This window comes from Nocardia sp. CY15 (assembly GCF_009829295.1).
Taxonomy (GTDB): domain Bacteria; phylum Actinomycetota; class Actinomycetes; order Mycobacteriales; family Mycobacteriaceae; genus Nocardia; species Nocardia sputi.
Genome location: NZ_VUOT01000022.1, coordinates 20,398 through 33,323 on the forward strand (window position 1 = coordinate 20,398; position 12,926 = coordinate 33,323).

At 68.6% G+C, this 12,926-nt stretch carries 9 protein-coding genes; 5 read left to right on the plus strand and 4 right to left on the minus strand.

Features of this window, described 5'->3' with window-relative positions:
* Positions 1-41 precede the first annotated feature (41 nt).
* A complete protein-coding gene (locus GVY39_RS22530; RefSeq protein ID WP_159927930.1) occupies positions 42-500 on the minus strand; it encodes a hypothetical protein in 459 nt (152 codons plus the stop codon).
* Between the two features lie 186 nt (positions 501-686).
* Between GVY39_RS22530 and GVY39_RS22535 the strand changes: the two genes are divergently transcribed.
* The 4 genes from GVY39_RS22535 to GVY39_RS22550 all read left to right on the plus strand — a co-directional run bounded on the left by GVY39_RS22535 (position 687) and on the right by GVY39_RS22550 (position 8,140).
* Positions 687-1,394 carry a GntR family transcriptional regulator gene (locus tag GVY39_RS22535; RefSeq protein WP_159927928.1) on the plus strand — a complete coding sequence of 236 codons (708 nt, stop codon included), beginning with the start codon at positions 687-689 and terminating at the stop codon, positions 1,392-1,394.
* Positions 1,395-1,406: 12 nt separating this feature from the next.
* Complete coding sequence (gene uca / locus GVY39_RS22540; protein ID WP_159927926.1) at positions 1,407-5,012, plus strand: urea carboxylase; 3,606 nt, start codon at positions 1,407-1,409, stop codon at positions 5,010-5,012.
* Entirely contained in the window at positions 5,013-6,740 is a 1,728-nt protein-coding gene (gene atzF, locus GVY39_RS22545) for an allophanate hydrolase (RefSeq protein WP_159927924.1), read from the plus strand.
* A 161-nt stretch (positions 6,741-6,901) separates the two neighbouring features.
* Positions 6,902-8,140, plus strand: coding sequence for an FAD-dependent monooxygenase (locus tag GVY39_RS22550; RefSeq protein ID WP_159927922.1), 1,239 nt, complete (start codon positions 6,902-6,904; stop codon positions 8,138-8,140).
* A 130-nt stretch (positions 8,141-8,270) separates the two neighbouring features.
* Here the strand turns inward: GVY39_RS22550 and GVY39_RS22555 are convergent, their stop codons facing one another.
* On the minus strand, positions 8,271-8,873 hold the full coding sequence (locus GVY39_RS22555) for a TetR/AcrR family transcriptional regulator (RefSeq protein WP_236565612.1): 603 nt from the start codon (positions 8,871-8,873) through the stop codon (positions 8,271-8,273).
* A complete protein-coding gene (locus GVY39_RS22560) occupies positions 8,870-10,096 on the minus strand; it encodes a cytochrome P450 (RefSeq protein WP_159927920.1) in 1,227 nt (408 codons plus the stop codon). The genes GVY39_RS22555 and GVY39_RS22560 overlap by 4 nt, the downstream gene beginning before the upstream one ends.
* 752 nt (positions 10,097-10,848) lie before the next feature.
* Here GVY39_RS22560 and GVY39_RS22565 point away from each other — a divergent pair.
* A complete protein-coding gene (locus GVY39_RS22565) occupies positions 10,849-11,244 on the plus strand; it encodes a VOC family protein (protein ID WP_159927918.1) in 396 nt (131 codons plus the stop codon).
* A gap of 160 nt (positions 11,245-11,404) precedes the next feature.
* Here GVY39_RS22565 and GVY39_RS22570 read toward each other — a convergent pair whose 3' ends face one another.
* Positions 11,405-12,874 (minus strand): catalase, encoded by a 1,470-nt coding sequence (locus GVY39_RS22570; RefSeq protein ID WP_159927916.1) that lies wholly within the window; start codon positions 12,872-12,874, stop codon positions 11,405-11,407.
* Positions 12,875-12,926 lie beyond the last annotated feature (52 nt).

The window sequence follows — 12,926 nt, forward strand, 5'->3', positions numbered from 1 at the left end:
CCTACGCGCCCGCCGCCGACAGCGGGCGCGTAGGCACACGATCACGCCGTGACCGTACCGCCGTAGGAAGTGAACCCGCGGCCCATCGCCGTACAGCCGAAGCTCCCGTGGAAGCCGACTTGGCAGGACACTCCCGCGTGCTCGATGATCGGACCCCACTGCCCCGAGCCGGTCTTCAGGTCGTGGATGCTGGGATTGCCGCCCGGCAGCGTGTAGGGCGTGCCCGGGTCGAAGGTGGGATGCGCGGGCAGCCAGGGCTGGTCGATCACCATCTCGCTGACGCGCACCGGCACCGGAATGTAGGTGTTGCCGACGTAGTAGCTCAGGTGCAGGGGATAACCGAAATCACACCCGACGGAGCCGTTCCCGAAAATGGCGCAGTTCGTGCTGCCCGTAGCGAAGTAGACCGTGCCGGGGTCGGCTTGCGCGTTACCGGCCGCGATGACCGGCGCGACTGCCACGGCGGCGAGTGCTCCGGCGAACTTCGTGCTGCGCTTCATACCGTCTCCTTGGTGCTTCACTGATCGATGACCGGTTCGACAACTCTGTCGGTCCGGCACCGGATTCCGTTTCGCGGCGCCCCGCCCGCCGGGCACAGCGCTGCGACCTGCGCGGTGAGCAGACCCTAACGCGGCGATAACTTCCGGACACGTCACCGAAATTCGAGGTCAATAGCGTATACAGCCATGTCGACACGGATAGCCACTCTGGCGGACGCGGCGGGCAGACCGCTGCGCGACGTGGTGTACGCGGCCCTGCGCAGCGAGCTCATGAACGGGGACATCAAGTTCGGTGAGCGGCTGACCGAGCCGAAACTCTCGGCCAGATTCGGCATCTCGCGCACGCCGATCCGCGAAGCGCTGACCGTCCTGTGCTCGGATGGACTACTACAGCGAGAAGAATACGGCTTCAGCCCCGTGCGGCCCAGCATTCCACTGATCCGCGACCTGTACGAGCTGCGAATCACGTTGGAGCTGGGCGGTCTTCAGCGCGTGATGACCAATCCCGCGGTCACGCACGATCGGGAGCTGCTGGAGTCCGAGCGCGCCGCGTGGCTGGAGCTGCGCGCCGACCCGCCCGAACAGGAGCCCGGTTTCGTGGTTCGCGACGAGGAATTCCACGTCACGCTGCTCACCGCGGCGGGCAACACCGAGATGGTGCGGGCGCTGAAAGCGGTGAACTCCCGCATTCGTCACGTGCGCATGTACGACTTCATGGTCAACAACCGGATCGAGACCACCATCGCCGAGCATCTGGGCATCCTGGAGGCCGTTCTGGCCGACGACCTCCCGCTCGCCTATCGGCTGCTGCACACGCACATCGGTGAATCGCTGGATGTGGTGCTCGAACGGGTCACCCGCGCGATCGCGGCCATGTCGCTGGCCACGGACTAGCAAGGAGCGGTTGTGGGGCTCAGCTTCGATACGGTGCTCGTCGCCAACCGCGGCGAGATCGCCTGCCGCGTCATGCGGACGGCCCAGGCGCTCGGCCTGAAGACGGTCGCCGTGTACTCCGATGCCGACGTCGGTGGCGCGCACGTCGAAATGGCCGACGTCGCGGTGCATCTGGGTCCGGGCCCGGCGGCGGAGTCCTATCTGCGGGCCGACCTGGTGGTCGAGGCGGCGCTGGCGACCGGAGCGGGCGCCATTCACCCCGGCTACGGTTTCCTCTCGGAGAACGCGGATTTCGCCACCGCGGTGTCCGGCGCGGGAATCGCGTTCGTCGGACCGACGCCCGAGCAACTGCGCGTTTTCGGTGACAAGCACACCGCCCGAGCGGCCGCACGCGCCGTCGGCGTGCCGCTGGTGCCGGGCAGCGACCTGCTCGATTCGGCCGATCACGCGGTGGCGCAGGCGCATCGGATCGGGTTCCCGGTGATGCTCAAGGCGGTCGGCGGCGGTGGCGGCATCGGTATGCGGGCGTGCTTCGGCGCGGACGAGGTGCGCGCGGCCTACGAGCGCGTGCGGCGCATCGCGGCGGCCAACTTCGGTTCGACCGGTGTCTTCCTGGAACGTTTCGTCGCACGGGCCAGACACGTCGAGGTGCAGCTGTTCGGCGACGGGCACGGCCGCGTCATCAGCCTCGGCACCCGGGACTGCTCGCTGCAACGCCGCAACCAGAAGGTGATCGAGGAGGCGCCCGCGCCGGGACTGCCCGCGGAACTGTCCGAGCACCTGCTCTCCGTGTCCCGGGAACTCGCCCGTTCGGTCGGGTACCGCTCGGCCGGAACGGTGGAGTTCGTCTACGACGCCGACGACGGCACCGCGTCGTTCCTGGAAATGAACACCCGCCTTCAGGTCGAGCACCCGGTCACCGAGGCGGTCACCGGCGTCGACCTGGTGGAATGGATGCTGCGCCTGGCCGGTGGCGACACTTCGATGGTGGACGAACAGCCCGACAGCGGGCCGCCGATCACCGGCCATGCCGTGGAGGCGCGCGTCTACGCGGAAGATCCCGGCCACGATTACCGCCCGAGCGCGGGTCTGGTCACGGCAGCGCGGTTCCCGGACGACGTCCGGGTCGACACGTGGATCGCCACCGGCTCGGATGTCAGTCCGTATTACGATCCGCTCCTGGCCAAGGTGATCAGCTCCGGCGCGAGCCGCACGGACGCCTTCGCGGCGTTGCGCACCGCGCTCACCGCGACCCGTGTCTACGGCGTGCAGACGAATCTGCCGCAACTGCGCCGAGCCGCCCGCGACGGCCGGGTGCTGCGTATCGAGCACACCACCACCACACTCGCCGACATCCGCCCGGTCGGCCGCCGCATCGACGTGCTCCGCGGCGGAACCATGACCACGGTGCAGGACTACCCCGGCCGAATCGGACTGTGGCAGGTCGGCATTCCGCCGTCCGGTCCGATGGACGATCTCTCCTTCACCCTCGCCAACAGCGCGGTCGGCAATCCGATCGGTGTCCCAGCACTCGAATGCACTCTGCAGGGGCCGCGATTGCACTTTTCCGACACCACCGTCGTGTGCGTCACCGGTGCGCCGACGCCCGTCACGGTGGACGGCCATCCGGTGGCCATGTGGGAGCCCGTCACCGTGGCCGCGGGCGCGGTGCTGGATATCGGCGCACCCACCGACACCGGTCTGCGCACCTATCTGGCGGTGCGCGGCGGCATCGATGCGCCGCTCTATCACGGCAGTGCGGCCACCTTCACCCTCGGCGGCTTCGGCGGTGTGACCGGCAAAGCGGTGGCCACCGGCGACGTACTCGGCATCGCCCCGAACGACGCACTCGGCACTCCCGCCGCCGTGCCGCCGGGTGACCGGCCGCGATTCACCCACGACTGGCAGCTGGCGGTCGGTGTCGGTCCGCAGACTTCGCCCGCGTACTTCACCGACGCCGACATGACTCAGTTCTGCACGCACCCGTGGCGGGTCGGCAGCCATGCCAACCGCACCGGCATCCGGCTGGAAGGCCCGAAGCCGGCCTGGTCGCGCACCGACGGCGGCGAAGCCGGGCTGCACCCGTCCAATCTGCACGACAACCCCTACAGCGTGGGCGCGCTGAACGTCTCCGGCGACACGCCCATCCTGCTCGGACCCGACGGCCCCAGCCTCGGTGGCTTCGCCTGCCCGCTGACCGTGGTGTCCGCGCATCGCTGGCGGATGGGCCAGTTGCGTCCCGGCGACTCGGTGCGCTTCGTACCGGTCGACGACGAGAAGGCGGCGGCGTTGCGGGCGTCCGGCAGCAGCCGCGTGCCGGATCTGGTCACCGACTCCCGCGCGGCCCTGCGTGACCGAGGCATTCTCGGCGGCGTGGAAGCGCGACAGGACCGTCCGCAGGTGCGGTACCTGCGCGGCGGGGACGACAACATCCTGGTCGAATACGGCGAGATGGTGCTCGATCTCGGGCTGCGCATGCGGGTGCACGCGCTGGCCGAAGCCCTCGCGGGCGCCCGGCTGCCCGGCATACTCGACGTGACCCCCGGCGTCCGCTCCCTGCACATCCACTTCGACCCCGAGGTGCTGCCGCGGTATCGCTTGCTCGGTGCGTTGGCCGAACTCGAACTCGCGCTGCCCGCCACGACCGATCTGGTGGTGCCGAGCCGCACCATCCGGCTACCGCTGTCGTTCGACGACCCGTCCATCGCCGAAGCGATCGACCGCTACCGCAGCGGTGTGCGCGACACGGCGCCCTGGCTGCCGTCCAACATCGAATTCATCCGGCGCGTCAACGGGCTCGACAGCGTCGAGGACGTGCGTACCGCCGTGTTCGACGCCGAATATCTGGTGCTGGGGCTGGGTGACGTGTATCTCGGTGCGCCGCTGGCGATTCCACTCGATCCGCGACACCGCCTGGTCACCACGAAATACAACCCGGCGCGCACCTGGACCCCGTCCGACGCCGTCGGCATCGGCGGCAAGTACCTGTGCGTCTACGGCATGGCCTCCCCGGGCGGTTACCAGCTGATCGGCCGCACGGTGCCGATCTGGTCCAGCTACCGGCAGTCCGCGCCGTTCGAAGCGGGCACGCCCTGGCTGTTCCGATTCTTCGATCGCGTCGTATGGGAGCCGGTCGGCGCGGATCAGTTACTCGAATATCGCGCGGCGGCCGAGGCGGGCAGGTTCGACGCCGAGGTGAGCGAGGGCAATTTCGCGCTCGCCGACCATATGCGGCTGCTGCGGAACGAGGCCGACTCCATCGCCGAGTTCGAGACCAGGCAGGCCGCCGCGTTCGAGGCGGAGAAGGCCGCGTGGCGGGCAGCGGGAGAATTCGAACGCACCACCGTCGCACCCGTCGCCGCACCGATCGATGACCCTTTGGCCGACCTGCCCGCCGACGCGACCGTGGTGACCGCGCCGATGATCGGCAATGTCTGGCGGGTGGAAGTGCGGCCGGGGCAAAAGGTCACGGCCGGTGCGCCGGTCGCGGTCCTGGAGGCGATGAAACTCGAACTACCAGTGCACAGTCCCTGCGCGGGCACCGTGCTGAAGGTTTTGACCGCCCCCGGGGCCAAGGTGGAGCCGGGGACGCCACTAGTAGTGATCGGAGTCGACTGAATGGCCGCAGGCGTCCTGGGCAGCACGTCAACCGACCCCGTCGCACGCGTCGCGGCCGCCTATCGGCGGATCGCCGAAGTCGATCGGCCGGAGGTGTGGATCACGCTGCGACCGCAAGCCGAGGTCGCCGCCGAAGCGGCCGCCCTCGCCCGGCGGCTCGCCGCCGGAGATTCCTTGCCGCTGGCCGGACTCCTGGTGGCGGTCAAGGACAACATCGATGTGGCAGGCCTGCCCACCACCGCGGCCTGCCCGGAGTTCGCCTACCTGCCGGAGGTCACCGCGGCGGCGATCGAACGGCTGACCGCGGCGGGCGCGCTGGTGCTGGGCAAGACGAACCTGGACCAGTTCGCCACCGGGCTGGTCGGCACGCGCAGCCCGTACGGCGCGGTTCGCAACGCCCTCGACCCGGAACTGGTGTCGGGCGGGTCGAGTTCCGGTTCCGCCGCGGCGGTGGCGCTCGGCGTCGCCGACATCGGAATCGGCACCGACACGGCGGGTTCCGGCCGCGTGCCGGCCGCATTGCACGGGATAGTCGGCATCAAGGCCACGCTGGGGGTGATCCCCGCGCACGGAACCGTGCCCGCCTGTGCGGATTTCGACGCCGTGACAGTCTTCGCGGCCGATCTCGACCTGGCAGTGGCCGCGGCCGCGGTGATGGTGGGACCGGAACCGCGCGACCCGCGCAGCCGGACCTGGCCCGCCGACGTCCTGCTGGCCGCCCCGCTCGCGCCGCGCATCGCCGTACCGCGTGCCGACGATCTGGTCACGCTCAGCGCGCCGTATCGGGATGCGTTCGCCCGCACCGTCGCCGCGGTAGCCGACACCGGCGCGAAAGCCGAGGAAATCGACATCTCCGTCCTGCTCGATGCGGCGCTGATGCTCTACGACGGCGCGATCGTCGCCGAACGCTACGCCGCGGTCGGCGCGTTCCTGGATACCGGACCCGCGGGAGCCGATCCCACGGTTGCCGCCATCATCGGCGCGGCGCGGAACAAGACCGGCCCGTCATTCGCCGCCGACCTCGATACGCTGGCCCGCGCGAAGGCGGCGGCGGCCGAACTGCTGCACGGCTTCGACGCACTGCTGTTGCCGACGACCACCGAGCATCCGAGTATCGCCGCGGTGCGAGCCGATCCGATCGGGATCAACCGCCGGATGGGCACCTATACCAACTTCTGCAATCTGCTGGACATGGCCGCCGTCGCCGTGCCCGGCGCACCGACCGCCGACGCCGCGCCGTTCGGAGTCATGGTGGTCACCCCCGCCTTCGCCGATCAGGTCGCCGTCGACCTCGCCGCCCGCCTGGTGGGCCTCGAGAGCGCGCCGCTGCTGGTCGAGCGGGGCGTCGACCTGGCCGTCTTCGGGGCGCACTTGAGGGGGCAGCCACTGCACTGGCAGCTCGAGCGACTCGGGGCCCGCTTCCTCGGCGGCATCCGAACCACCGACGCCTACCGCCTGACCGCGTTGGACACCAGCCCGCCCAAGCCCGGACTGGTGCGGCACGGGCCGGGCCGGGGCGCTGCGATCGAGGGCGAACTCTTCCGCCTCTCCACCGCCGGATTGGGCGCCTTCCTCGCCGAGCTTCCCGCACCCATGGCGCTGACCAGCATCGAACTCGCCGACGGCCGCGACGTGGTCGGTTTCACCTGCACCCACGATGCCGCCGGCGCCGCCACCGACATCACCCACTACGCGAGCTGGCGGAGGTATTTGCGGCAGAGCGCGTAGTTTCCGCGCCGCGCCATGGCCCATGGTCGCGAGGAGTTTCCTCGCCACCATGGGCCATTTTTCGGTCCGCCTGATTAGACATTTGTACTAGACATTTGTGCCAGTTCATGTTAGACATATGTCTGAGACATTCGGTCAACCCAGTGGGAGTCGAGGAAGCCATGAGCCCCAAGTCCGTAAGCAGCCAGCTCCGCGTGCTCGTCGCAGGCGGTGGCATCGGCGGCAATGCCGTTGCGCTGCAACTGCTCCGGTCCGGTATCACGGCCACCGTGGTGGAGCGGGCCGCGGCGCCGCGGCCCGGTGGACAGGCCGTCGACCTGCGCGGGCCGAGCCGGGAGGTGGCCGAGCGGATGGGCATGATGCCCGGCATCCGCGGATATCAGCTCGACGAGCGCGGCATGAGGTACGTCGACGACGAGGGCCGCGAGATCCTCCGCATGTCCGCCGAGTTGTTCGAGGGCAAAGGCGGGGTCGCCGAAATCGAGATCACCCGCGGGGATCTCAGCCAGGTGCTGCTCGACCTGCTCGCCGCCGAGGGCGGGGTGGACTACCGGTACGGCGAGTGGATCACCGCGCTGCGGCAGGACGACGCGGGTGTCGACGTGACATTCGCCTCCGGCGCCGTCGAGCGGTTCGACGTCGTGATCGGCGCGGACGGTCTGCACTCCGCCACCCGCCGGATGGCTTTCGGGCCCGAGGAGCAGTTCTCGACGTATCTCGGCGGATACATGTCGTTCTTCACGCTGCCGCGGCCGGAAGATTTGGAGCCGCACTGGTTCACGATGCATTCGCTGCTAGGGGCCACCGGCGTGGGTATGCGCCCTGACGCCGACACGGCCACTTGCAAAGCTCTCGTCGTGATCCGCGCCGCGGCGAACCCGGCGCTGCGCCGAGACGTCGCAGCCCAGCAGAGGTTCATCCGCGACCGCTTGGCCGGCGGCGGCTGGGAGTCCGCTCGCATCGCGGCGGCGATGTCCGAGGCGCCCGACTTCTACTTCGACGAACTGGCCCGGATCGACATGCCGAGCTGGTCCCGTGGCCGGGTGGTCCTGCTCGGCGACGCGGGATACTGCGGTTCACCGCTCACCGGGCAGGGAACAGCGATGGCGCTGGTGGGCGCGTATGTTCTCGCCGGTGAACTCGCCGCGCGCGCCGACAATCCCGGAGCGTGCCTGGCACGCTACGAAGAGGTGCTGCGCCCGTTCGTGACGACGGCCCAGCAGTTGCCGCCCGGCGGCCTGAGGGCGATGACGCCCAAGTCCCGCCTGGGCATTCGCGCGGGCTACACCCTCAGCAGGCTGATGATGTCCAAGGCGATGCGACCGGTCATGATGCGAATGCTGAGCAAGACCGAGAGCTACGATCTGCCCGACTACGCGGTGGTGACCGCAGGCAGCTGAGTCCCGCGAGCCGTCGGGCTCGTGTTTCGACCGGAGTTCCGCGCGGCTCCGGTCGATGACGTTACCGGGATCCACACTGTGGACGCGAAGGTCCGAGCCCCAGGAGCGGAGAATCGTGCGGCGCGACCGATCAGTCGACAACGGTCCGCTCATCCAGCAGGAACGGCAGCACGAAGTTGCGCAGCATCGCTCGTTCCTCGTCCTCGTCCGCGCCGGGCAGCGTCAGCAGCGAGACCATCGCCCGCACCACCCACTGACCGACCCTTCTGGCGGAGAGCGCGGGCAGCCCGGGACGGAACCCGGCGACGAAGTCCGTGGCGAGCGCGTCGACCACCCCAGGCGAATTCGCCAGCCGAGCCACGATCCCCGCGTTGGACGGCTCGAACCAGACCGCCAAGTGCGGCGTCTTGCGAACCTCTGCCAGCAGCGCGGTCAACACGTCGAGCAACCGCTCCCCCGGCTCCGCGCTGGTCGGGACCGCCTGAGCGCGCCACACCCGCTCGACCAGCTGACGCGCCTCCCGGCCCGCGAAGGCCAGGTAGAGCGCCTGCCGATTTTCGAAGTAGCGATACAGCGTCGCCCTGGAACAGCCCGCGGCGTCGGCGACTTCGGCCATGCCGACTCCGCTGACGCCCCTGTCGATGAACAACGCGCGCACCGCGTCGAGGATGCGCTCACCGGCCAACTCGGCGCGGCCGTCGGCCAGCCAATCGCCCCTCATGCGGGTGGTCACGCCGTGCACCGGAACGGCACAGTGGTCGGCCTGCGAACGTAGGGGCCGTTCGCGTACTCGACCGCGTCGATGTCGACCACGTACTCGGGGAACCGATCGAGCAGTTCCTCCAATGCCACCCGGGCCTGCATCCGCGCGGCGGCCGCGCCGAGACAGTGGTGCGGTCCGTGCCCGAAGGTGAGGATGCGCTGCGGATACCGATCGATGTCCAGGTGGGCGGCGTCGGCGCCGAACGCCTCTTCGTCCCGGTTGGCCGACCCGAACACCAGCAGCACCTTGCGCCCGGCGGGCACCGTCTTTCCGGCCAGTTCGACATCGCGCGTCGCGGTGCGCGCGAGCCCTTGCACCGGCGATGTGAGCCGGGCGAACTCCTCCACCGCGACGCGAATCCGGTCCGGTTCCGCGGCGAGCGCGGCACGCTGGTCCGGATGTTGCTGCAGCAGTTGCACGGCGCCGCCCAGCAAGCCGGTCGTGGTGTCGTTTCCGCCCGCGACCATGGTCCAGGTGTAGGCGAGAATCTGCACCAGCCCGCGCACGTCCTCGTCGTCGGCGGCCATCCCCGCCTGGACCAGCAGTGACACGGTGTCCTCGCCCGGTTCGGCGCGCCTGCGTTTGATCAGCTCGGCGAAGTAACCCATCATCTCCGCCGATGCCGCCTGCGCTGTGGCGTTCGTCCGCTCGATGCTGCCTGCGACGACGGCGTCGGTCCACCCGTCGAACCTCGCCCGATCCCGCTCGGGCACTCCGAGGTAGTAGGCCACCACCATGCTCGGCAGCGGCTTGAACAGCAGCTCGACGATGTCACCGCCGCCTCGGGCCGCGATGTCGTCCAGCCGTTCGCGGACGAATCGGCGCACGACCGGTTCCACCTCCTCGACCTGGCGCGGCGTGAACCCGCGAGCGACCAACCGGCGAAAGTCGGTGTGCTGCGGCGGATCCTGCATCACGAGCGGAGGATTGTCGGTCAGGCCGAGTTCGTCGAGTTCGCCGTATTCCACCGTCAGCCCGTCGCGCGAGGAATACGTCTCGCTGTCGCGCGCCGCCGCGTACACGTGCTCGTGCCGGGTGAGCACCCAGTAGTCGTTCTCCGGTCGCGCGGCCGGTACCACGTGCTGCACCGGATCGTGCGCACGCAGCGCCGCGTACATCTCCCACGGCGATACCCAGGTGGGTCCGGAACGAAGTTCGAAAACCGGAGCCGTCCGATACGCCACGTTAACCATGTATCGACAATAAGACAAAATACGACAACTGTCTAGAACAGGTTTCAGATGGGCCCGGCCGATGCCCTCCAGTCGGCCCAGCTGATTCCATACCCCTTCGGACCCGGTGCCGCCCGCTCGTGGGTTACCTTCGGCAGCGGCAACTCGTTGCCGGTCAGCTCCAGGAAGAGCCGGCGTGAGCGACCGCTCCGCGACCCGGGCCCGCCGGGCCGGCCACCCCTCGTAGACCGGCCCGGCGGACACCGCCCCCGAAGTCCGACCTGTCACCCCTCGAGACAGGTCGTTCCCCGGTTCGCACCTGTGGTGCTGGGCTTGTCCCGCCCGTGGGACAAACAATGCAGGCGCGGGCTTAGCGCGCACTTAAAAACACCTTGCAAGATCAAATCCGCAGGTGAGAGAGCTTTACCAACTGGTGACCCGCCCAACGCCTACCGCACGGCCCCGGATCACGGGATGATGGTGACAAGTGCGCCAAGGAGATTGGGAGCGACGATGGAAACCGTGGTGGTCTGGATTCTGGCCAGCCTGCTCTACTGGTGGGGCCTGCTGTAGGTGAGCGAACCTGGCCGCCGGTCCGGCCAGGTCCACTACATAAGGTCGTAGAAATTCTCGCTCGACTGCGCGCCGTGACGGAATCCGTCATGTCGACCGCGTTGCGTGCCGGATCCCGGCGTATTCCCCGGCAGCAAGGCCCACACGCACGGGGGTGGCTCCATACTCGGTCCCGAGTGTTCCGAGAAGGAGTGGTGAAGATGCTCAGGGTCCTGCCCATCAGGTACGTCGCGGACGTGGAAGCGTGTCGGAAGTTCTACGCCGGTCTCGGACTGGCGCTCGATCCGGACGCGAGCCTCGACGTCTGGGCTGAACTCTCGGGCGACGCCGGCGCGGTCGGGTTGCACGATTTCAGGGTGTCGAAGGGGCGACCGGCCGGATCCGTCGAACTCGGATTCGCGACCGACGAGAAGCTGGAAGTGGTCGCGAAACGCCTGCACGATCGAGGCTACGACTACGAGATCCATGACGAGGACTTCGGTCGCAGCGTGCGGGTCGTCGATCCGGACGGCGTGACACTCCAGATTCAGGAGATCGACATGGAGGTCGCCAAGGCGTCCGAGTCCGCCTTGGCGGCGCCCACGCACAACGCGTGACACCGCGGCTGGGCCCGATCGGCAAGGCGGATGCGGGCGCGACGCCGAGTCGCGGTTTCGGTCGGGCGATTCACCGGAGATTGTCTACGGCTATCTCCGGTCCGGCCGGACACGCCGAAGGCAGGTGCACGCTTCGGCGCACCTGCCTTCGGTGGATGGATCAGCCCTTCGAGCTCTCGAGCCCGGCGCGCACGCCCTCCTCGACGCGCTTGCCGAGGTCGGTGTCCACGTTTTTCCAGTATTCGAAGACCCGGCTGAGCACCGGTTCCCGCACACCGCCGAGTACGTGGCCGACGATGTTGTTCACCAGCCGCTCGCGCTGCGCCTCGTCGAGCACCTCGCGCACGAGGGCGCCCGCCTGGGTGAAGTCACCGTCCTCGGCGTGCTGGATGTAGCCCGCCCGCACGATGGTCGGATCGAAGTCCCAGATGCCGCCGTCGGGGGCGCGCTCGGGGTCGGCGTGCGGGCCGCCGAACGAATTCGGCGCGTACACCGGCACATTCGGGTCGTTGTAGTGATACCGCATGGCGCCCTCCTTGGAGTAGGAGTTCACCTCCGCCGCCCTGGCCTGGTTCGGCGGCAGCTGCGCGTAATTGGTGCCGATGCGGTAACGGTGCGCGTCGGCGTAGGCGAAGACCCGGCCGAGCAGCATCTTGTCCGGCGAGAAACCGATGCCCGGCACGACATTCGACGGCTCGAACGCGGCCTGCTCGATGTCGACGAAGTAGTTGGCCGGGTTGCGGTTCAGCGTCCACTTGCCGACCTCGATCAGCGGGTAATCCTTGTGCGACCACACCTTCGTCAGGTCGAAGGGGTTGAACCGGTAACCCTCGGCCTCCGCCACCAGCATGACCTGCACGTACACCGTCCAGCTCGGGAAGTCGCCGCGCTCGATCGCCTCCCACAGATCCTTGCGGTGGTAGTCGGCGTCCTCGCCCGCGATCCGGTCGGCGTCGGCCTGGGTCAGGAATTCGATGCCCTGGTCGGTCTTGAAGTGGAACTTGACCCAGAAGCGCTGACCGGCGGCGTTGATCCACTGGTAGGTGTGCGAACCGTAGCCGTTCATGTGCCGGTAGGTCTTCGGGATGCCGCGATCGCCCATCAGCCAGGTGACCTGGTGGGCGCTCTCCGGACGCAGGGTCCAGAAATCCCACTGCATGTTGTGGTCGCGAAGACCGTTGCCGGGCAGGCGCTTCTGCGACCGGATGAAGTCGGGAAACTTGATCGGGTCTTTGATGAAGAAGATCGGGGTGTTGTTGCCGACGAGGTCGTAGTTGCCGTCCTCGGTGTAGAACTTCACCGCGAAACCGCGCGGGTCCCGCCAGGTGTCCGGGCTGCCCTGCTCACCGGCCACCGTGGAGAAGCGCGCCAGCGACTCCGTGCGCGCACCGGGCTGGAACAGCTTGGCCTTGGTGTACCGGCTGACGTCGTTGGTCACGACCAGCTCACCGTAGGCGCCCGAGCCCTTCGCGTGCACGATGCGCTCCGGCACCCGCTCGCGGTTGAAGTGTGCCAGCTTCTCGATGAGGTAGTGATCATGCAGCAGGATGGGGCCTTGCGCTCCCGCGGTGAGTGATTCGTTGTCGCTCTCCACCGGAATTCCGGTGTTCGTGGTGGTCGGCTTGGTCATACGGACTCCTCGGCTGGTGAAACATCGTCCCGGGAGGGCTGCCCGGGGCGTC